Annotated in this window: 21 protein-coding genes, 1 tRNA gene and 1 pseudogene; 6 read left to right on the top strand and 17 right to left on the bottom strand. The window is 69.6% G+C overall.

All coding sequences use genetic code 11. The features are described 5' to 3' along the window. The 3 genes from hisG to metH form a co-directional block, all read right to left on the bottom strand. A partial coding sequence (gene hisG / locus AC5Y43_RS22765; RefSeq protein WP_499976226.1) for an ATP phosphoribosyltransferase occupies positions 1 to 553 on the bottom strand: 553 nt, incomplete at its 3' end. A 2-nt stretch (positions 554 to 555) separates the two neighbouring features. After that, on the bottom strand, positions 556 to 837 hold the full coding sequence (locus AC5Y43_RS22760; RefSeq protein WP_499976224.1) for a phosphoribosyl-ATP diphosphatase: 282 nt from the start codon (positions 835 to 837) through the stop codon (positions 556 to 558). 120 nt (positions 838 to 957) lie between these two features. Next, a complete protein-coding gene (gene metH / locus AC5Y43_RS22755; protein ID WP_499976222.1) occupies positions 958 to 4,740 on the bottom strand; it encodes a methionine synthase in 3,783 nt (1,260 codons plus the stop codon). A 297-nt stretch (positions 4,741 to 5,037) separates the two neighbouring features. Here metH and AC5Y43_RS22750 point away from each other — a divergent pair, with 297 nt between their 5' ends. Next, positions 5,038 to 5,907: a PAC2 family protein gene (locus tag AC5Y43_RS22750; RefSeq protein ID WP_499976248.1), complete on the top strand. Its 870-nt coding sequence runs from the start codon at positions 5,038 to 5,040 to the stop codon at positions 5,905 to 5,907. Here the strand turns inward: AC5Y43_RS22750 and AC5Y43_RS22745 are convergent, their stop codons facing one another. From AC5Y43_RS22745 to AC5Y43_RS22715, 7 genes are all read right to left on the bottom strand, one after another. Further along, positions 5,908 to 6,789: an SDR family oxidoreductase gene (locus AC5Y43_RS22745; RefSeq protein ID WP_499976220.1), complete on the bottom strand. Its 882-nt coding sequence runs from the start codon at positions 6,787 to 6,789 to the stop codon at positions 5,908 to 5,910. Further along, a complete protein-coding gene (mshC, locus tag AC5Y43_RS22740) occupies positions 6,789 to 8,033 on the bottom strand; it encodes a cysteine--1-D-myo-inosityl 2-amino-2-deoxy-alpha-D-glucopyranoside ligase (RefSeq protein WP_499976218.1) in 1,245 nt (414 codons plus the stop codon). Before mshC ends, AC5Y43_RS22745 begins: the two co-directional genes overlap by 1 nt. Positions 8,034 to 8,059: 26 nt before the next feature. Next, the gene (locus AC5Y43_RS22735; protein ID WP_499976247.1) at positions 8,060 to 8,839 is read right to left on the bottom strand and encodes a 3'(2'),5'-bisphosphate nucleotidase CysQ; all 780 of its coding nucleotides are present in this window, start codon (positions 8,837 to 8,839) and stop codon (positions 8,060 to 8,062) included. A 52-nt stretch (positions 8,840 to 8,891) separates the two neighbouring features. After that, positions 8,892 to 9,707: an SCO1664 family protein gene (locus tag AC5Y43_RS22730; RefSeq protein ID WP_499976216.1), complete on the bottom strand. Its 816-nt coding sequence runs from the start codon at positions 9,705 to 9,707 to the stop codon at positions 8,892 to 8,894. Beyond that, positions 9,691 to 10,278, bottom strand: coding sequence for a DUF3090 domain-containing protein (locus tag AC5Y43_RS22725; RefSeq protein WP_499976214.1), 588 nt, complete (start codon positions 10,276 to 10,278; stop codon positions 9,691 to 9,693). Before AC5Y43_RS22725 ends, AC5Y43_RS22730 begins: the two co-directional genes overlap by 17 nt. Positions 10,279 to 10,351: 73 nt before the next feature. Beyond that, positions 10,352 to 11,077: a histidine phosphatase family protein gene (locus tag AC5Y43_RS22720; RefSeq protein ID WP_499976212.1), complete on the bottom strand. Its 726-nt coding sequence runs from the start codon at positions 11,075 to 11,077 to the stop codon at positions 10,352 to 10,354. A gap of 29 nt (positions 11,078 to 11,106) precedes the next feature. Continuing rightward, positions 11,107 to 11,409 (bottom strand): hypothetical protein, encoded by a 303-nt coding sequence (locus tag AC5Y43_RS22715; protein WP_499976210.1) that lies wholly within the window; start codon positions 11,407 to 11,409, stop codon positions 11,107 to 11,109. 109 nt (positions 11,410 to 11,518) lie between these two features. Between AC5Y43_RS22715 and AC5Y43_RS22710 the strand changes: the two genes are divergently transcribed. The 3 genes from AC5Y43_RS22710 to AC5Y43_RS22700 are packed head-to-tail and all read left to right on the top strand — an operon-like array spanning position 11,519 to position 13,877. Beyond that, on the top strand, positions 11,519 to 12,568 hold the full coding sequence (locus tag AC5Y43_RS22710; RefSeq protein WP_499976208.1) for a YncE family protein: 1,050 nt from the start codon (positions 11,519 to 11,521) through the stop codon (positions 12,566 to 12,568). Continuing rightward, the gene (locus tag AC5Y43_RS22705; RefSeq protein ID WP_499976206.1) at positions 12,565 to 12,816 is read left to right on the top strand and encodes a DUF5703 family protein; all 252 of its coding nucleotides are present in this window, start codon (positions 12,565 to 12,567) and stop codon (positions 12,814 to 12,816) included. Before AC5Y43_RS22710 ends, AC5Y43_RS22705 begins: the two co-directional genes overlap by 4 nt. Before the next feature lie 2 nt (positions 12,817 to 12,818). Then, positions 12,819 to 13,877, top strand: a complete 1,059-nt coding sequence (locus AC5Y43_RS22700; protein ID WP_499976245.1) for a quinone-dependent dihydroorotate dehydrogenase — start codon at positions 12,819 to 12,821, stop codon at positions 13,875 to 13,877. 99 nt (positions 13,878 to 13,976) lie between these two features. Here AC5Y43_RS22700 and AC5Y43_RS22695 read toward each other — a convergent pair whose 3' ends face one another. Continuing rightward, on the bottom strand, positions 13,977 to 14,507 hold the full coding sequence (locus AC5Y43_RS22695) for a YbhB/YbcL family Raf kinase inhibitor-like protein (RefSeq protein ID WP_499976204.1): 531 nt from the start codon (positions 14,505 to 14,507) through the stop codon (positions 13,977 to 13,979). Positions 14,508 to 14,534: 27 nt separating this feature from the next. Further along, on the bottom strand, positions 14,535 to 15,887 hold the full coding sequence (locus AC5Y43_RS22690; protein WP_499976202.1) for a M20/M25/M40 family metallo-hydrolase: 1,353 nt from the start codon (positions 15,885 to 15,887) through the stop codon (positions 14,535 to 14,537). A 105-nt stretch (positions 15,888 to 15,992) separates the two neighbouring features. Between AC5Y43_RS22690 and AC5Y43_RS22685 the strand changes: the two genes are divergently transcribed. Both AC5Y43_RS22685 and AC5Y43_RS22680 read left to right on the top strand, forming a co-directional pair. Beyond that, positions 15,993 to 16,078, top strand: a tRNA-Leu gene (locus AC5Y43_RS22685). A 205-nt stretch (positions 16,079 to 16,283) separates the two neighbouring features. Beyond that, positions 16,284 to 16,964: pseudogene (locus AC5Y43_RS22680) on the top strand (phosphoribosyltransferase); the annotation flags it as partial. Here AC5Y43_RS22680 and AC5Y43_RS22675 read toward each other — a convergent pair. From AC5Y43_RS22675 to AC5Y43_RS22655, 5 genes are all read right to left on the bottom strand, one after another. Continuing rightward, positions 16,964 to 17,281 (bottom strand): hypothetical protein, encoded by a 318-nt coding sequence (locus AC5Y43_RS22675; RefSeq protein WP_499976200.1) that lies wholly within the window; start codon positions 17,279 to 17,281, stop codon positions 16,964 to 16,966. The pseudogene AC5Y43_RS22680 and the gene AC5Y43_RS22675 sit on opposite strands and share 1 nt — an antisense overlap. 92 nt (positions 17,282 to 17,373) lie before the next feature. Continuing rightward, positions 17,374 to 18,183 (bottom strand): DivIVA-like cell division protein Wag31, encoded by an 810-nt coding sequence (wag31, locus tag AC5Y43_RS22670; protein WP_499976198.1) that lies wholly within the window; start codon positions 18,181 to 18,183, stop codon positions 17,374 to 17,376. 219 nt (positions 18,184 to 18,402) lie between these two features. After that, the gene (locus AC5Y43_RS22665) at positions 18,403 to 18,693 is read right to left on the bottom strand and encodes a YggT family protein (RefSeq protein WP_499976243.1); all 291 of its coding nucleotides are present in this window, start codon (positions 18,691 to 18,693) and stop codon (positions 18,403 to 18,405) included. 126 nt (positions 18,694 to 18,819) lie between these two features. Further along, positions 18,820 to 19,482, bottom strand: coding sequence for a cell division protein SepF (locus tag AC5Y43_RS22660; protein WP_499976197.1), 663 nt, complete (start codon positions 19,480 to 19,482; stop codon positions 18,820 to 18,822). A gap of 66 nt (positions 19,483 to 19,548) precedes the next feature. Continuing rightward, a complete protein-coding gene (locus AC5Y43_RS22655; RefSeq protein WP_499976196.1) occupies positions 19,549 to 20,340 on the bottom strand; it encodes a YggS family pyridoxal phosphate-dependent enzyme in 792 nt (263 codons plus the stop codon).

Raw genomic sequence — 20,340 nt, 5'->3', positions numbered from 1 at the left:
TGCGCTCGATCAGCACCGCCTCGGAGTCGCAGATCGGGTCTCCGAAGGCCACCAGGTCGTGCATGCTCAGGGTGCGCCCGGACCCCACCACGTCGGCGATGGCGTCGGCCACGCCGAGCTGCACCGAGATCTCCACCGCACCGTCGAGCCGGATGACGGTCGCCTCAATCCCCTTCTCCGCCAAATCCTTTCGGACCAGGTTCGGATATGCGGTGGCGATCCGCTTGCCGGCCAGGTCAGCCGTCGTCCAATCGGAGCCGGCCGGGCCGGCGTAGCGAAAGCTCGACGACCCGAAACCCAGCGCCAGCCGCTCGCGCACCGGGGCGTCGGAATCGCGCACCAAATCGCGCCCGGTGATGCCGAAGTCCAGCTCGCCCGAGCCGACGTAGATGGCAATGTCCTTGGGCCGCAAGAAAAAGAACTCGACCTGGTTGGCGGGGTCGATGACGGTCAAGTCCTTGGCATCGGTGCGCCGCCGGTAGCCGGCCTCGGCGAGGATCTCGCTGGCGGGCTCGCTGAGCGTGCCCTTGTTGGGTACCGCAATGCGCAGCATGCTCACAGCTTCCGGTAGACGTCGTCGAGGGACAGCCCGCGCGCGATCATCAGCACCTGGGTCCAATACAGCAACTGGCTGATCTCCTCGGCGAGCGCCTCGTCGGGTTCGTGTTCGGCGGCCAGCCACACCTCGCCGGCCTCCTCGAGGATCTTCTTGCCCAGCCCATGGACGCCGCCGTCCAGTGCGGCGACGGTGCCGCTGCCGGGCGGGCGGGTGCGGGCGCGCTCGGCGAGCTCGGCGAACAGATCATCGAACGTCTTCACGGCCAGCGATTGTTTCACGCGGCGGCGAGCAAAGTCACTCGGGTTTCGCCGAGTCCCCCGGCCGCGAGCGTCCGCATATGTACGCCAAGCACGGCGTGTCGCTGTACAAACATGCACGCTCGCGGGGGAAATCGGAGCTCAGTCCTCGGGGTTGTAGCCGAGGTTGGCGCCGAGCCAGCGTTCGGCCTCCCGCAGCGTCCAGCCCTTGCGCTTGGCATAGTCGGCGACCTGGTCCTGGGCCATCCGGCCGACCACGAAGTACTGCGACTGCGGGTGCGAGAAGTACCAGCCGCTGACGGCGGCACCGGGCCACATCGCCATCGAATCGGTCAGCTCGATGCGGGTGCGCTCCTGGACGTCCATCAACTTCCAGAGCGTCGCCTTCTCGGTGTGCTCCGGGCAGGCCGGGTAACCCGGCGCGGGGCGGACCCCCTGGTACTTCTCATCGATGAGGGCCTCGTTGTCCAGCTGCTCGTCCGGCTGGAATCCCCAGAACTCCTTGCGGACCCGTTGGTGCATCCGTTCGGCGAAGGCCTCTGCCAGCCGGTCGGCCACGGACTCCAGCAGGATCGCGCTGTAGTCGTCGAGGGCCGCCTTGAACTCCGCGATCTTCTCTCCGCTGCCGAGCCCCGCGGTGACGGCGAAGGCGCCGACGTAGTCGGCCAGACCCGTGTCCTTGGGCGCGATGTAGTCGCCCAGCGACCGGTTCGGGATGCCCTCCCGGTGCTCGCCCTGCTGGCGCAGGTTGTGCAGCGTGGTCAGCACCTCGGTGCGGGTCTCGTCGGTGTAGACCTCGACGTCGTCACCCACGGCGTTGGCCGGGAAGAACCCGATCACGGCGTTGGCGGTCAGCCACTTCTCCTTGATGAGGGTGTCGAGCATCTCCTGGGCGTCGTCGTAGAGCTTGCGGGCGGCCTCGCCGGTGGCCGGGTTGTTGAGGATGTCGGGAAACCGGCCCTTCATCTCCCAGGCGTTGAAGAACGGCTGCCAGTCGATGTACTCGCGCAGCTCGGCAAGGTCGTAATCCTGAAAATCCCGTACTCCGAGGCCCTGGGCGGGGACCGGCGGCGTGTATCCGTCCCAGTCGATCGGCGTCCGATTGGCGCGGGCCTTCTCCAGCGTCAGCATCGGCCGCTCGTTCTTCTGCGCGTGCCGTTCGCGCAGCGATGCGTAGTCCTTCTCGGTGGCCTCCAACAGGGGACCCCGCTGCTTGTCGTCGAGCAGCGCCGCGGCGACCGGCACCGAGCGGGACGCGTCCTTGACCCAGACCACCGGGCCGCTGCGACGCGGCGATATCTTCACGGCCGTGTGGGCGCGCGAGGTGGTCGCGCCACCGATCAGCAGCGGGATCTCCAGACCCTCGCGTTCCATCTCGACGGCGAAGTTGGCCATCTCGTCCAGCGACGGGGTAATCAGGCCGGACAGCCCGATGATGTCGGCGTCGTGCTCCTTCGCCGCGTCCAGGATCTTCTGGGCGGGCACCATCACCCCGAGGTCGATCACCTCAAAGTTGTTGCACTGCAGGACGACCCCGACGATGTTCTTGCCGATGTCATGGACGTCGCCCTTGACGGTCGCCATCACGATGGTGCCGTTGGTGTCCTTGGTCGAAGCGGCGCCGTTCGCTGTGTTTTCAGCCTTTTCCTCCTCGATGAACGGCAGCAGGTAGGCGACGGCCTTCTTCATCACCCGGGCCGACTTCACCACCTGGGGCAAAAACATCTTGCCGGAGCCGAACAGGTCGCCGACGACGTTCATGCCGTCCATCAGCGGGCCCTCGATCACCTCGATCGGGCGACCACCCGAGGCGGCGATCTCGGCCCGCATTTCCTCGGTGTCGTCATCGACGTGCGCGTCGATGCCCTTGACCAAAGCGTGCGTGATCCGCTCGCGGACCGGCAGGCTGCGCCACTCGGCCGCCGCAGGGGCCCCGTCTGTTGAGGCCTTCGCCTCATTGCTGAAGCGCTCGGCGATCTCCAGGAGCCGTTCGGCCGCGTCCTCGCGACGGTTCAGGACGACGTCCTCGATGCGGTCCCGCAGCTCGGGGTCGATCGAGTCGTAGGGCACCAGCGCGCCGGCGTTGACGATGCCCATGTCCAGGCCGGCCTTGATGGCGTGGTACAGGAACACCGCGTGGATCGCCTCGCGGACGGGGTTGTTGCCCCGGAACGAGAACGACACGTTCGAGATGCCGCCGGAGATGTGCACCCCGGGCAGGTTCTCCTTGATCCACGCGCAGGCCTCGATGAAGTCGATCCCGTAGGTCGCGTGCTCCTCGATGCCGGTCGCCAGCGCGAAGCAGTTCGGGTCGAAGATGATGTCCTCGGCCGGGAAGCCGACCTCCTCGGTCAGGATGCGGTAGGCGCGCCCGCAGATCTCCTTGCGGCGCTCCAGGTTGTCGGCCTGTCCGGTTTCGTCGAAGGCCATCACGACGACGGCGGCGCCGTACTTGCGGCACAGCCGCGCCTCACGGATGAACTTCTCCTCGCCCTCCTTCATGGAGATCGAGTTGACGATCGGCTTGCCCTGCACGTTCTTCAGGCCCGCCTCGATGACCTCCCACTTGGAGGAGTCGATCATCACCGGGACGCGGCTGATGTCCGGCTCGGCCGCGATCAGCTTGGTGAACCGGTCCATCGCGGCGACGCCGTCGATCATGCCCTCGTCCATGTTGATGTCGATGACCTGCGCGCCGACCTCGACCTGCTGCAGGGCGACCGACAGCGCGGTGTCGTAGTCCTCGGCCTTGATCAGGTTGCGGAACCGGGCGGAGCCGGTGATGTTGGTGCGCTCACCGATGTTCACGAACAGGGAGTCGTCATTGATGTTGAGCGGCTCCAGGCCCGACAGCCGGGTGGCGACATCGATCCGCGGCAGCTCACGCGGCGCCTTGCCCTCGACGACCTTGGCGATCTCGGCGATGTGCGGCGGCGCGGTCCCGCAGCAACCGCCGACCAGGTTGACCAGGCCGGCGTTCGCGAAGTCGGCGATGTAGCCGGCCTGGGCCTCCGGAGTCTCGTCGTACTCGCCGAAGGCGTTGGGCAGGCCGGCGTTCGGGTAGCAGGAGACGAAGGTGTCCGCGATGCGTGCCACCTCGGCGATGTAGGGCCGCATCTCCGGCGCGCCCAGGGCGCAGTTGAGGCCGACCGCGATGGGCTTGGCGTGCCTGATCGAGTTCCAGAACGCTTCGGTGACCTGCCCGGACAACGTCCGCCCGGAGGCATCGGTGATGGTGCCCGAGATGATCACCGGCCAGCGGCGACCGCGCTCCTCGAACAGCGTCTCGACGGCGAACACCGCCGCCTTGGCGTTGAGCGAGTCGAAGATCGTCTCGATCATCAGGAGGTCGGCGCCGCCGTCGACCAGCCCGTTGGCGGATTCAAGGTAGGCGGCGACGAGCTGGTCGTAGGAGACGTTGCGGGCCCCGGGGTCGTTGACGTCCGGCGAGATCGACGCGGTGCGCGTCGTCGGCCCGATGGCGCCGGCGACGTAGCGGGGCTTCTCCGGGGTGCTGAACTCGTCGGCGGCCTTGCGGGCCAGGGCGGCGCCGGCGTAGTTCAGCTCGTAGCTCAGGTCGGACATGTCGTAATCGGACAGCGAAATCGCGTTCGCGTTGAACGTGTTGGTCTCGAGGATGTCGGCACCCGCCTCGAGGTACTCGCGGTGGATTCCCTCGATGATCTGCGGCTGCGTGAGGGTGAGCAGATCATTGTTGCCCTGCAGAGCCGTCGGCCACTCGGTGAACCGGTCGCCGCGGTAGCCGGCCTCGTCCGGCCGGTCCCGCTGGATCGCCGTGCCCATCGCGCCGTCGATCACCATGATCCGCCGGCGCAGAGTCGCCGTCAGGTCGTCGGTGCAGTCGGGGCGGATGTTGGGCGCGAAGGCATTCGGCGCGGAGGTGTTCGACGCTGAGGCGTTCACTGTGCATTTCCTTCCGTAGCGGAAGGCGTCCTTGTCTCTGCCGAGCGTGGCGGATACCGGCCGGACCCGTATCCGTTGCAACGCCTCTCGACCAGAAAAGTCTACGTCGTCACCCGATCGACTTTGGACGCCCAACTCATCGCCGCGATCGACAGCTCGTGGATCCTGTCGGCGACGTGGTCACCCCCACGAGGATAGTCCGCCTATGCAAATTGCCCCGGCGCTTCCGGGTGTCTGACACGGACCGCACGTCCGCGCAGGCGACCCGCGAAAGGCCGTACGCTGATTGTCGTGACTTTGCCCGATCGCGGCCCGGATCGCAGCGCGCTCCCCGACCTGCACAACACCATCGTGGTGGCGGCGTTCGAGGGCTGGAACGACGCCGGCGACGCCGCCAGCGACGCGCTCGAGCACCTCGACGCCATCTGGGAGGCCGATCCGATCGTCGAGATCGACGACGAGGCGTACTACGACTACCAGGTGAATCGCCCGGTCATCCGCCAGATCGACGGGGTGACCCGGGAGCTGGTGTGGCCGGCGATGCGGATCACCCACTGCCGCCCGCCGGGCAGCGACCGCGACGTCGTGCTGATGCACGGGGTGGAACCCAACATGCGCTGGCGCACGTTTTGCGCCGAGTTGCTGGCCATCGCCGACAAGCTCAACGTCGACACCGTCGTCATCCTCGGGGCGCTGCTGGCCGACACCCCGCACACCCGGCCGGTGCCGGTCTCGGGCGCGGCCTACTCCCCCGAGTCGGCGAAACGCTTCGCGCTCGAGGAAACCCGCTACGAGGGCCCGACCGGAATCGCCGGGGTGTTCCAGGACGCGTGCGTCGCCGCCGGGATTCCCGCGGTGACGTTCTGGGCTGCGGTGCCGCATTACGTGTCGAGCCCGCCGAACCCCAAGGCGACGGTGGCGTTGCTGCGCCGCGTCGAGGACGTGCTGGATCTCGAGGTCCCGCTGGGTGACCTGCCGGCGCAGGCCGAGGAGTGGGAGCAGGCGATCACCGAAATGGCCGCCGAGGACGAGGACCTGGCCGAATACGTCACGTCGCTCGAGCAGCGCGGCGACGCCGAACTCGACATGAACGAGGCCCTGGGCAAGATCGACGGCGACGCGCTGGCCGCGGAGTTCGAGCGCTACCTGCGGCGGCGGCGCAAATAATTACGTCTCGCCCAACCGCTCGACGTTGGACGTCGACAGCGAGCGGCCCAGCGCGGCGACCTCGGCATCGATTCGCGGTAACAGCTCGGCGGTGGCCGCGCGGAGGGGAAGCTCGCCGACCGGGGTGGACAGCACCGGCTTGAGCCACCGGAACACGCCCACCCAGCGCGGGCAGTAGACGCGGTCGGCGCGCCGCGCGATGCCGTTGACGAACGCGTCGGCGCACTTGTCGACGGTGGTGGTCCGGTTCAGCGGCCACGGGAAGCGGGCCAGCAGCTGGCCGAAGGACGGCACGTCGGCCTTGGTGTCGCGGACCAGGGCGGTGTCGATCCAGGACATGTGGGCCGAGCCGACGGTGACGCCGAGGTGGCCGACCTCGAGGCGGAGCGCGTTGGCGAGGATCTCGACGCCGGCCTTCGACGCGTTGTAGGCCGCCCACCCCGGCGCCGCCGTGTACGCCGCCAGCGACGAGACGATCAGGAGGTAGCCCCGGCGTTCGACGAGCACGGGCAGCGTGGCCCGCGCGGTGTGAAAGACGCCCAGCACGTTGACGTCCAGCACTCGCCTGAAGGCCTCGGGGTCGACCTGCAACACCGACCCGTAGCTGTTGATGCCGGCGTTGGCCACGACGACGTCGATGCCGCCGAAGCGTTCGACGCCCGCCGCGGCCGCGGCCCGCATCGCCGGCAGGTCGCGCACGTCGGCGACCGCGGTCAGCACGCGGTCTTCGCCGAGTTCGGCGGCGATGGCCGCCAGTTGGGCCTCGTCGAGATCGGTCAGCACCAGGCGGGCGCCCCGGTTGCGCAGCCGCCTTGCGACCTCGGCCCCGATCCCCCTGGCTCCCCCGGTGATGAAGACGACCTTGCCGTGCAGCGACGCCATCACAGCGCCACCCCGAGCAGCGCGTCGACGGCGCTCCCCACCAGCGCCGGCGCGGCGGCGTCGTGGCCGCCGTACTCCAACGCGTCGGTGGCCCAACCGTCAAGGGCGGCAAGGGCTTTCGGGGTGTCGAGGTCGTCGGCCAGATACCGGCGCAGCCGGGCGACGACGTCGGTGGCGTCCGGGCCGGCGGGCAGCGACGTCGTCGCGCGCCAGCGGTGCAGCCGGGCGGTGGCCTCGCCGAGCACGTCGGCGCTCCAGAACCGGTCGGCGCGGTAGTGCCCGGCCAGCAGGCCCAGCCGGATGGCCGCCGGCTCGACGCCCTGCGCGCGCAGCGCCGACACCAGCACCAGGTTGCCGCGGCTCTTGGACATCTTGTGCCCGTCCCAGCCGATCATCCCGGCGTGCACGTAGTGGCGGGCGAATCTCCGTTCGCCGCGCACACATTCGGCGTGGGCGGCGGTGAATTCGTGGTGCGGGAAGATCAGGTCGCTGCCGCCGCCCTGGATGTCCAGGCCGCTGCCGATGCGGCTGAGCGCGATCGCGGCGCACTCGACGTGCCAGCCGGGGCGTCCGGCGCCGAACGGCGCCGGCCAGCTGGGCTCGCCGGGTCGCGCGGCCCGCCACAGCAGGGCGTCGAGCTCGTCGGTCTTGCCGGGGCGGCGCGGGTCGCCGCCGCGTTCGGCGAACAGCCGCAGCATGGTGTCGCGGTCGTAGCCGGACTCGTAGCCGAACTGCGGGGTGGCGTCGGCGCGGTAGTAGACGTCGGGGTATTCGCCGTCGGGACCGTCCAGGACGTACGCGGCCCCCGAGGCCAGCATCTTCTCGACGAGCTCGACCACCTCGGGGATCGCCTCGGTCGCCCCGACGTACTCCCGCGGCGGCAGGATCCGCAGCGCCGCCATGTCCTCGCGGAACAGGGCGACCTCGCCGTCGCCGAGTTCGCGCCAGTCGACGCCGTCGCGCTCGGCGCGCTCCAGCAACGGATCGTCGATGTCGGTGACGTTCTGCACGTAGTGCACGTCGTGGCCGAGGTCCAGCCACTGGCGATGCACGAGGTCGAAGGCCAGGTAGGTGGCCGCGTGGCCGAGGTGAGTGGCGTCGTAGGGGGTGATCCCGCAGACGTACATGGTGGCGTTCGGCCCGGCCGCCACCGGGCGCACCTGCCGGTCGGAGGTGTCGTACAGGCGAAGCTCCGGGCCGCGGCCCGGCACCACCGGGACCTGTGCGGAAGACCACGCCTGCATATCGTCGACTCTAAACGCGCGCCGGATCAGCGAAATTCCTGGCGGATCGCGCCGAGCAGGATCGGCGCCAGCTCCGCGCGGCACATGACGAAGTCGGGCAGGTACGGGTCGAGCTGGTTGTAGCGCAGCGGTGACCCGTCCAGGCGCGAGGCGTGCATGCCCGCGGCCATCACCACCCCGGCCGGCGCCGCCGAATCCCATTCCCACTGGCCGCCCGCGTGCACGTAGGCGTCGACGTCGCCGTCGACGATGGCCATCGCCTTGGCGCCCGCCGAGCCGATCGCGACGGGCTGGATGTGCAGGGTCTCGCGCATGCGGTAGAGCACCGCGGGCGGCCGGGTGGCGCTGACGGCGATCCGGATGACGTCGGGGACGCCGACGCGCGCGGCGTCGGCGGTGACGGTGTCGCTGCGGTACACCGTGTTCCCGCGGGCGGGCAAAGAGACTGCGGCGTCGGTGATTTCGCGCTTATTGTCGGTTGGGCCGTCAGCGGGGCGTTGCCACAGCGCGATGTGGACCGCCCAGTCGTCGCGGCCCGGCGTGGAGAACTCGCGGGTCCCGTCCAGCGGGTCGATGATCCACACCCGGTCGTGGTTCACCCGCGCGAGGTCGTCGTAGGCTTCCTCGCTGAGCACCGCGTCGCCGGGCCGTTCGGCGCGCAACCGGCGCAGGATCAACTGGTTGGCCAGGGCGTCGCCCGCGTCGCCGAGCGCCCAGGGATGGCCGAACCCGACCTCCTCGCGCACCTTCAGCAGCAACTCCCCCGCGTCCGCGGCGAGATCGGCGGCCAGCGCGGCGTCGGTCATCTCGTCGGCGGCCGGTTTCACCGCATCAGTATCGCCGACGGCGAAGCCGCCTTCAGAAGGCCGGCCACGGAATGGGGCGGTGCCGGTTGGGCCCGGGCATGACCGGGTTGTCCAGCAGCGCGAGCGCGCGCCCGCGCAGCGCCGCGATCTCGGCGCGGGTGATGTGGGCGGCCAGCTCGTCGCCCAGCGGCCCGGCGAGGGCCTCGGCGAGCCCGGCGACGGCCTCGAGCATGGTGTCGTCGACCGGCTTGCCCGCCCAGCCCCACAGCACCGTGCGCAGCTTGTTCTCGACGTGCAGGCTCACCCCGTGGTCGACGCCGTAGATGTGGCCGTCGATGTCGCGCAGGACGTGGCCGCCCTTGCGATCGGCGTTGTTGATCAGCACGTCGAAGACCGCCATGCGCCGCAACCGGATGTCGTCGGCGTGCATCAGGACGACCTCGTCGCCGCGGTAGTCGTAGGCCCGCAACACCGGCAGGTAACCCGCCTGCGCTTTGTCGGCGGGAAACAGGTCGACCGGATCCGGGCCCGGCCGCGGTTCGGAATCGGCGGCATCGCCGGGTTGCTCGACCCACAGCTGCAGCATCCCCGGGCCGGCGGGCCCGTGCCGAATCACGGTGTAGGGCACCAGGTTCCAGCCCAACTGCGTCGACACCAGGTACGCGCCGAGCTCGCGGCCGGCCAGGGTCCCGTCGGGAAAGTCCCACAGCGGCGCCTCCCCGGAGACCGGCTTGTACACGCAGTGCACGCTGGACTGACCGAGCGTCGACTCGCACAAGAAGGTGGCGTTGCTGGCCGAGCGGATGCGTCCGAGGACCGTCAGCTCGCCGTCCCGCAACACCTCACGCCCACTACTCCTCGAGGTCATCGTCCGGCCCGAGCAGCGCGCCGCGCCTGTACCCGTTGGTGCGCGCGCAGATGTGCCCGTCGGGGTCCAGCGGTTCGTCGCACAGGGGGCACGGCGGGCGTCCGGCCGAGATGACGCGGGTGGAGCGGGTGGCGAACTGGCGCGCCGACTCCGGCGTCAGGAACACCCGCACCGCGTCGGGACCCTCGTCGGTGTCGTCGAGCACCACCGAGGCGTCGAACTCGGCGTCGGTGACGGCCAGCAACTCGACCACCACGGTCTGCGCCTCGGAGTCCCAGCCCAGCCCCATGGTGCCGACCCGGAACTCCGCGTCGACCGGGGTGATCAACGGGTTCAGGTCCTCGATCTCGGCGGGCTCCGGGGGGACCGGCGTGCCGAACCGGCGATTCACCTCGAGCAGCAGCGCGCCGATGCGCTCCGCGAGCACCGCGACCTGTTGCTTCTCCAGCACCACCGAAACAACCCGCGAATCGCCCACGGCCTGGATGTAAAACGTGCGATTGCCGGGCTGGCCAACGGTCCCGGCCACGAAGCGGTCGGGCGTGCGGAAGACGTGGATTGCGCGGGCCATGGCACCTCCAAAATACCGGCTGTCGTCGCCGCCGTGCGATTCGATTGCCCAGCCAGAGCGGAATCAAGCGCGATCAGTCCGAAGAGCCGCCGACCATCGCATCGCCCGACGGCACCGCTTCGGCAGGCTCCGGTTGCGCGTCTTGTTGCGGCTCTTGCGGCGGGGGTCCGGCCCGCAGGGATGCGGCCAGCCGCGCCCCGGTGTGGTTGACGTGCAACACGAACGGCCGCAACGGCGTGTAGCTGATGACGCTCACCGAGCCCGGGTCGGCGGTGACGCGCTGGAAGGCGTCCAGGTGCATGCCGTAGGCGTCGGCGACGACCGCCTTGATGACGTCGCCGTGGGTGCAGGCCACCCACAGCGCGTCGCGGCCGTGTTGCTCGGCCAGCCGCCGGTCGTGGGCGCGGACGGCCGCGACCGCGCGGGCCTGCACCTGCGCCAGGCCCTCGCCGCCGGGGAACACCGCCGCGCTGGGGTGGGCCTGAACCACCCGCCACAGCGGCTCTTTGGTCAACTCGCCGATCTTGCGGCCCGTCCAGTCGCCGTAGTCGACCTCGGCGAGTTGGTCGTCGATCAGGGGCTCGAGGCACAGCGCCCCGGCGAGCGGCTCCACGGTGCGCCGGCAGCGCAGCAGCGGCGACGACACCACGGCCCGGATCGGCAGGTCGCCGATCCGGTCGACCAGCCCGGCGGCCTGCTCGCGCCCCTTGTCGTCGAGGTCGACGCCCTCCGAGCGGCCGGCCAGCACACCGGCGGTGTTCGAGGTGGAGCGGCCGTGCCGCAACAGGATGACGGTCACGACGACGACCGTACCCGGCGCGGCGACCTCTAGCGGGAGACCGGCAGCGCGTGCGCGACCGCGTCGCGCACCGCGGCGGTCAGGCTGCGCTCGTCGGTCAGGTCGATGTCGACCAGCCCGCGGACCGCCCTGGCCACCACGTCCTCGGCCTGCGGAACCGGTCCGGCCAGGCGCGGCCGGTAAACTTCGACGACCAGCGAACGATGCTCGATATGGAAGGAAAAGCTGCGTCCATCACCGGCTTGCCCGTATCCGCTGGCGAAAATCCCTGTCGATATGTCCTCGACAGCAAACTCGTTTTGCGCGGTATGCCTGTCATCGATGACGGTCATGACGCGACGATACCTCGCCAGTCCGGCGCGATGTGGGCAACGTGGCCATATTGGATGCGAAACCGTTCCCTAAAATTTTGACTTCGGTTCTGACGTGAGGAAAACAGAGTTGCTGCCATGGCATAGCAGGGTGGTTGGGCGCTGCCTGGCGTTGCTGACGCTGGTCGCGGGGTGTGCCAGTTGTTCGGCAAGTCCCCTTTCCAGCGCGCCGCCGACGATCGAACCGGCCCACCCGGCGGCGTCGCCGCCGGTGTCCCAGCGGCCGGCCGGCGTGGTGGCACCGTTGGGCGGCCCCGCCGCGGCGGCGATCTTCGACGGCAGCACCCACCGCCTGGTGGCGCTGACGCCGGGCACCGACCCGTCGGCGCCCGCCACGCTGACCGAGTTCGGGGACCCGCACGCCGCGCCGCGTCTCGTGCCCCTGCCGGGGCCGGCGACTGCGTTGACCGGCGATGGGCGCGGCAGCGCCTACCTGTCGACGCGCGGTGGCTACTTCTCGGTCGACCTTGCCAGCGGCCACACCGCGCGGGTGGGCGTCACCGGAAGCGGCGCCGACCAGGCCGACTTCACCGCGATCGCCCGGCGCGACGACGGCAGGCTGGTGCTGGGTAGCGCCGACGGCGCGGTCTACACCCTTGCCGCCCCGGCACCCGACGGGGCCGTCGGCAGCCGCACCAAAATCTTCGCCCGTGTCGATGCCCTTGTGACACAAGGGAATACAACGGTCGTCCTGGACCGGGGCCAGACGTCGGTGACGACGATCGGCGCCGACGGCCAGGTCCAGCAGTCGCTGCGCGCCGGCCAGGGCGCGACCACCCTGGCCGCCGACGCGCTCGGCCGGGTCCTGGTCGCCGACACCCGCGGCGGCCAACTGCTGGTCTACGGCGTCGACCCGCTGATCCTGCGGCAGGCCTACCCGGTGCGGCAGGCCCCCTACGGGCTGGCCGGATCCCGCGCGCTCGCCTGGGTGTCCCAGACCGCGTCGAACGTCGTCATTGGTTACGATTTGTCAACCGGAATTCCCGTCGAAAGGGTGCGATACCCAACCGTGCAGCAACCCAACTCCCTGGCTTTTGACGAAGCGTCGGGCACCTTGTACGTGGTGTCGGGGTCGGGTGCGGGCGTGCAGGCCATCGAGCACGCGGCGGGCGCGCCGTGACCGCGGCGCGCTGGGGCCGGCTGCCCTCGGGCTGGGACGCCGACATGTCCGACGAGTACGAGTGGATACCGTTGCGCCTGCCTCCGGAGGTGACCCGGCTCAGCGCGTCGACCCGGCTGTCCATCGAGGCCGAATATCGTGGCTGGGAGCTGACGCGGGTGCGGCTCTACACCGACGGCAGCAGGCGGGTTCTGTTGCGCCGGAAGAAGTCTCGCCTAGGCGGGCGGACCGACCAGCCGGAACTGTGACGGTGTACGGCCTGCTGCGACGGCTGTTGTTCGCGGTCCCCGCCGAGCGCATCCACACGGTGGTCTTCGCGCTGCTGCGCGGCGCGACCGCGGGGGGCTGGGGGCGGCGGCCGCTGCAGCGCGTCCTCGCCCCGAGCGATCCGGTGCTGGCCAGCACGGTGTTCGGGGTGCGATTTCCCGGGCCGCTCGGGCTGGCCGCCGGCTTCGACAAGGACGGCGCCGGGTTACTGACCTGGGGCGCACTGGGTTTCGGGTACGCCGAGGTAGGCACGGTCACGGCGCGCCCGCAGCCCGGCAACCCCGCCCCCCGCCTGTTCCGGCTGCCCGCCGACCGCGCCCTGCTCAACCGGATGGGGTTCAACAATCACGGCGCCGGGGAGCTGGCCATCCGGCTCGCGCGCCACCGGCCCGAGGTGCCGATCGGGGTCAACATCGGCAAGACGAAGGCGGCCCCGGATGCCGTGGCCGACTACCGCGCGAGCGCCCGGCTGCTCGGCCCGCTGGCGTCGTACCTGGTGGTCAACGTCAGTTCGCCGAACACGCCGGGCCTGCGCGACCTGCAGGCGGTCGAATCGCTGCGGCCCATCCTGTCGGCCGTCGTCGCCGAGGTGTCGGTGCCGGTGCTGGTGAAGATCGCCCCCGATCTCTCGGATTCCGACGTCGACGACATCGCCGACCTGGCCGTCGAGTTGGGCCTGGCCGGCATCGTCGCCACCAACACCACGGTGTCGCGCGACGGCCTGCGCACGGCGGGGGTCGACGAGCTGGGCGCGGGCGGCATCTCGGGGCCGCCGGTGGCGCGCCGGGCCGTCGAGGTGCTGCGCCGGCTCTACGCCCGCGTCGGCGACCGACTGGTGCTGATCAGCGTCGGGGGCATCGAGACCGCCGACGACGCGTGGGAGCGGATCACCGCCGGCGCGTCGCTGCTGCAGGGCTACACCGGCTTCATCTACGGGGGAGGCTTGTGGCCCAAGCACATTCACGACGGCATCGCCCGCCGCCTGCACGACGGCGGGTTTGCGTCGCTCAGCGAGGCGGTCGGCTCGGCGGCCCGACGCTAAGCCCGCCGCTGCCGCCACAGCTGCCGCGAAAGTGCAACTAGCGACACCGCCTCTCGGCCGATGCGTCGCCAGTTGCACTCTCGCGGGAAGGGCGGGCGGTTACGTCTGCTCGTAGGTGCCGTGGATGTAGGCCCGCGCGATCGCGTGCTGGAACAGGTTGAACCCCAGGAACGCCGGGCTGGCGTCCTCGGGCAGGTCGAGCTTGTCGACGTCCACGGCGTGCACCGCGACGTAGTAGCGATGCGGCCCGTGTCCCGGCGGCGGCGCGGCGCCGACGTAACGGCGCATCCCGGCGTCGTTGACCAGCGTCAGCGCGCCGCCCGGCAGGTCGCTGCCGTCGCCGGCGTTGTCGGGCAACTCGGTGACGTCGGCGGGCAGGTTGGCCACCGCCCAGTGCCAGAACCCGGACAGCGTCGGGGCGTCCGGGTCGTAGACGGTGACCGCGAAGCTGCGGGTCTCCTCCGGGAATCCCGACCAGCTCAGCTGCGGGCTGACGTCCTCGCCGCCGGCACCCATGATCCCACTGATCTGCGGGCTGGCCAGCGGCTGACCATTGGTGATCGAGTTCGAGGTCACGCTGAACGACGGAAGCTTGGGCAGCGCGTCGTACGGGTCGGACGGCAAGCTCATGGGCGATCCTCTCGTGTTGGTATCCGTTTAGCAGTGTGTCAGGAAGTGCGCCAGCACATCGGCGCCGAACCTCAGCGCGTCGATGGGTACCCGTTCGTCGACGCCGTGGAACAGCGCACTGAAATCCAGATCCGGCGGCAGCCGCAGCGGGCTGAAGCCGAAACAGCGAATACCCAAGCGCGCGAAGGCTTTCGCGTCTGTCCCGCCGGAAAGCATGTAGGGCACCGTCCGGGCGTCCGGGTCGAGCGCCAGCAGGGCGGCGTTCATGGCGTCGACCAGGTCGCCGTCGAAGCCGGTTTCATACGACGAGAAGTCCTTGATCCACTCGCGGGTCACGTCGGGCCCGATGAGCTCGTCGACCTCGGCCTCGAACGCGGCCTTGCGGCCCGGCAGGATGCGGCAGTCGACCACCGCCTCGGCGGTGCCCGGGATGACGTTGGCCTTGTAGCCGGCCTTGAGCATGGTCGGGTTGGCGGTGTCGTGCAGCACGGCCTTGAGCATGCGGGCGGCCGGGCCGAGCTTTTCGATCGTGCCCGCCAGGTCGCCGGACTCGACGTCGAACGTCAGCCCCGTCTCCTCGGTCACGGCGGCCAGGAACTGCGCGACGGTGTCGGTCACCACGAGCGGGAACTGGTGGCGCCCCAGGCGGGCGACCGCCTCGGCGAGAGTCGTGACCGCGTTTTTCTCGTGCACCATCGAACCGTGCCCGGCCGGGCCGCGGGCGCTCAGCCGCATCCACGACAGCCCCTTCTCGGCCGTCTCGATCAGATAGAGCCGCCGCTCGCCGCCGTCGCGGCGCGGCACGGTCAGCGAGAATCCGCCCACCTCCCCGATCGCCTCGGTGACGCCCTCGAAAAGCTCGGGCCGGTTGTCGACCAGCCACTGTCCCCCGTAACTGCCGCCGTGCTCCTCGTCGGCGACGAACGCGAACACCAGGTCGCGGGGCGGCACGATTCCGGCCTGCTTCAACTGCCGCGCGACCACGATCATCATGCCGACCATGTCCTTCATGTCGACCGCGCCGCGGCCCCACACGAAGCCGTCCTGGACCGCGCCGGAAAACGGGTGCACGGTCCACTCCGCCGGCTCGGCCGGCACCACGTCGAGGTGCCCGTGGATCAGCAGCGCGCCGCGCGAGCTGTCGGCGCCCTCGAGCCGGGCGAACACGTTGCCCCGGCCGGGCGCGCCGGACTCGAGGTACTGGGGCTGGTAGCCCACCTCGGCGAGCTGCTCGGCGACCCAGTGCGCGCACTCGGCTTCGCCCCGCGTGGTCTCGGGCTCGCCCGTGTTGGTGGTGTCGAACCGGATCAGCCTGCTGACGACCTCGACCACATCGTCGCTGGGATCGGTCGACTCGGTCGTGCCGCTCGCGGTGGTCACAACCACCTTTCCTACCACTGTGGGGTTCGCGTCGTGGACGAGCTGGGTTGGGACCGCGCGCACCGATCCGATAGCCTTAGGCGCCAGCCCACGTGGTTTGGTCTTGTCCGAGTGGCGGAATGGCAGACGCGCTAGCTTGAGGTGCTAGTGCCCTACTAATGGGCGTGGGGGTTCAAGTCCCCCCTCGGACACGCGACTGAGGCGAGCGAAGCGAATGCTCGCATTCGCTTCCGAACCGAGGGAGCGTGTTGAGCGGCGAAGCCGCGATCACACGACAACGACTGAGGCGAGCGAAGCGAATGCTCGCATTCGCTTCCGAACCGAGGGAGCGTGTTGAGCGGCGAAGCCGCGATCACACGATTTTTTTGGCGCCAAGGGTCCCCAGCTCCTAGCCTGGAATGCGACCCCATGACCCCACCGAGCGGCTTCCTCCGGCGAACGGCGACGCGCACGTTCCGCGACCGCCGCGAGGCCGGTCGCGTGCTCGCCGACGAGCTGGCGTCCTACCGCGACAAGGACGGCCTGCTGGTGCTCGGGCTGGCGCGCGGCGGGGTCCCGGTGGCTCGAGAAATCGCCGCCGCGCTGCAAGCCCCGCTGGACGTGTTCCTGGTGCGCAAGCTCGGGGTGCCGCGGTGGTCGGAGCTCGCGATGGGCGCGCTGGCCAGCGGCGGCGGCGTGGTGATGAACGACAACGTGGTCTCCAGCCTGCAGATCACCGATGAGCAGATCCGCGAGGTGATCGCCGCCGAAACCGCCGAACTCGCCCGGCGCGAGCACGCGTACCGGGGCGACCGCCCCGTCCCCGACCCGCGCGGCAAGACCGTGATCCTGGTCGACGACGGCATCGCCACCGGCGCCAGCATGCTGGCCGCCGTCCGCGCCCTGCGGGCGGCGGGTCCGCGGTCGATCGTCGTCGCGGTCCCGGTCGGACCGCCATCGACATGCCGCGAACTCGGGCAGGAGGCCGACGCCGTGGTGTGCGCCACCATGCCGCCGGGCTTCGAAGCCGTCGGACAGGTCTACGCCGACTTCCACCAGGTCAGCGACGACGAGGTCCGCGAACTGCTGAACACGCCCTACTTGGCGCGGTCGTCCACCACCGGCTCTTCGCCGGATTCGGCGCCGGACTCGTCGGGCCCCTCGTCCGGGACCTCTTCGGGATAGTCGACCGCGGCGGCCTCGTCCTCGGCGTCGTCTACGTCGGCTGCTTCGTCCACGAATTCGCCGCCGGCGTCACGGCGCTGGCGTTCCCGCAGCGCGTCGATGATCAGCAGCACCACGCCCAGCACGCTGGCGGCGATGCACACCCACGCGACGAGCTCGTTGCTGGTGACGACCGCGAACACCAGCGCGATCAGCCCGATCAGGGCGAGTACCAGCGCAATGATCAGCATCGGTCATCCTCCAGGCGGCAAGCGGAAACTGCCAGGTCTAGTGCAGGTTAATGTGCCGATCGAAGCTTGGCGAAATCCGGCACGGCGACCGGCTAGTTGTTCCCCCGGTTGAACTGGTCGAACCCGCCGGCGTCGGCGCTCGAGTCGACCGGTGCCGCCGAACCACGCTGCCCGAGCTCCTCGAGCTGGGATTCCAGGTAGGTCTTCAGTCGGGTGCGGTACTCGCGCTCGAAGGTGCGCAGCTGCTCGAGGCGGCCCTCCAGCACGGTGCGCTGCTGGTTGATGGTCCCCATGATCTCGGAATGCTTGCGCTCGGCGTCGGCCTGCAGGGCGTCGGCCTTCTCCTGCGCCTGGCGCAGCTGGGTCTCCGAGCGGCTCGTGGCGTCGGCCAGCATGGTGTCGGCGCGCTGCTTCGCGTCGGCGACCGTGGTCTCGGCGGTGTGCTTGGCCTCGCTGAGGATCTGGTCGGCGTTGGCGCGCGCGTCGGCCAACATCTTGTCGGACTCGGCCTTGGCGGTGCTGGTGAGCCGGTCGGCGGTGTCCTGGGCCAGGCTCAGCACGCGAGCGGCCTTCATGGCCTGCTCCTCGTTGGTCCCCTGGGACGCCGCGGGCGCCGCCGGCGCGACTACAGGAGCCGGCTTGACGGGCTCGGGCTCGGGCTCGGGCTCGAAGGCCGGCATCGCCTGGGTGGTCTGGGCGGCGCCACCGCCACCACCCGCGGCCAGCTCGCGGTCCAGCTCCTCGATCCGCTGACGCAGATCGGAGTTCTCCTCGATGAGCCGCGTCAGCTCGTTCTCCACCAGGTCGAGGAAGGCGTCGACCTCGTCTTCGTTGTAACCGCGCTTGCCGATCGGCGGCTTACTGAACGCCACATTGTGGACGTCGGCTGGTGTAAGCGGCATTGTTCGTCCCCTCGAGTTCCTGTCAAACGATCTGGAAAGTGTAGAACGGAGTGGTTGCCGGCGTGCAACTGCCGTCCATCCTGTCACACCAGACTCGGCGGTAGCCGATTAGGCCAATAAATAAGAACCAATTTCACACACTAAGACCAATAAAATCCAAACCCTTAACGATTTTAAATCGCGACCGCCGAACCGACACTAAAACGTGGCCGAACCGTCTCACGCCGCCGCGCTGAACGCCAGCTGCATCCCGATGAACGCGACCAGCAGCAGCACCATGATCGACAGGTCGAAGCGCACCGCCCCGATGGTGAGCTGCGGGATCAGCCGACGCAGCAACTTCACCGGCGGGTCGGTGATCGACATGATGATCTCCAGGACCACCACGGTGATGCCGGTCGGATGCCAGTCGCGGCTGAACGAGCGGATGAACTCGACGACGACCCGGGCGATGAGCAGCAGCCAGAAGATGAACAGCGCAAACCCAAGGATCTGAAAGAACACCACCAGAGAAGCCCCGACCTTAACGATGAGGATGACGCGAAAGTCAGCCGCCGACCTGCGGGCGGCATCCGCTAGCGTACCGACTCCGGGGTGCGGCCACGCACGTCATGCGGCGCGGCCGGACACTGCTGGCTATTGGTAAGCGTAAAAACCGGTTTCGGCGATGCGGCGCCGCTCCTCCGGGGAGACGTCGACGTCGGCGGGCGACAGCAGGAACACCTTGGTCGCCACCTTGTCGAACGAACCGCGCAGCGCGAAGGCCAGGCCGGCCGCGAAGTCGACGAGTCGCTTGGCGTCGGCGTTGTCCATCGACACCAGGTCCATGATGACCGGGGTGCCGTCCCGGAAGCGCTCGCCGATGGTGCGCGCCTCGCTGTAGTCCTTGGGCCGCAACGTCGTGATCTTCGACAGCGGGCTGCCCTCCTCGAACAGCATCGCCATCCGGCGCGGGTCCATCGCGAGCGCCCCGCGGGTGGAATTGCGCAGCCACGACCCGAAGCGCGGGCGGCTCATGTCGGGGCGGTCGAACTCACGGGGGTGGACCGACCCATGGACCGACCCGTAGCGGGGCTCCTCGGCGTAGCCGCCGCGGTAGCCGCCGGGGGGCGGGTAGTCCGCCGGCTCCCGGTCGTCGTAGTCGCGCCCATCGTAGCGGCCGTCCATTCGGCCGTACCCGTCATCGAACCGCGGGCGGGGGAAGCCGCGGGAGGGCGCGCGGTCGTCGTAGTACTCGTCGTCGTAGTCCTCCATCGGAGCCATACCGAAGTAGGCCTTGACCTTGTGCAGTGTGCTCATCGCGTAAACCCTTCTAGCCCCTGGGAGTAGTGGTGTCTGTGATGAAGGTGTTACTACAGTGACTACTCACGGTGACGGTAACCGGCGCGGACCCAATAGCGCGGTACCGACACGCACACATGTCGAACCATGTTTGACGGCGATTTCCAGATCGTCGGACATGCCCGCGGACAGCCCGACCGCGCCCGGGTGCAATTCGAGCACCCGGTGGTGCTCCGATCGCAGCAGGTCGAAGGCCCGCTCGGGGTCCCACTGCAGCGGCGGAATGCCCATCAGGCCGAGCAACTGCAAACTCTTGGACTCCTCGACCCGCGCGCAGACCTGATCGACGGCGCCGGCCTCGGTGATGTCGACGCCGCCGCGCGACACGTCGCCGTCGAGGCTGACCTCGACATAGACCCGTAGCGGGTCCCGGCGCTGATCCTCGGCCAGGGCCGCCGAGACCGCCCGGTCGAGCGCGGTCACCAGCCGCGTGCTGTCGACCGAGTGCGCGGTGTGCGCCCACCGGGCCAGCGACCGGGCCTTGTTGCGCTGAATCCTGCCCACCATGTGCCAGTGGATATTCGGCAAGTCCGGCCGCTCGGAACTGCTCGCCAGCCGGGCGACTTCGGCGACCTTCGCCGTGGCTTCCTGATCCCGGGATTCGCCAACGCAGCGACAACCCAATCGGGACAAAATCGCGACATCGGTTGCTGGAAAGAATTTGGTAATAGGAAGAAGTTCAATTTCGCTGACATTGCGGCCCGCCGCTTCGGCGGCCGCCGCCAGCCGCGAGCGCACCGCGGCCAGCGCGTGGGTCAGTTCCGATTCACGGTTGCCGTCGCCCCGGCCCGCGCGGACCGGCGTCTCCCCCGCCAT

It is taken from the genome of Mycobacterium sp. NGS57 (assembly GCF_059812405.1).
This window is presented reverse-complemented; position numbering and strand designations above follow the sequence as displayed.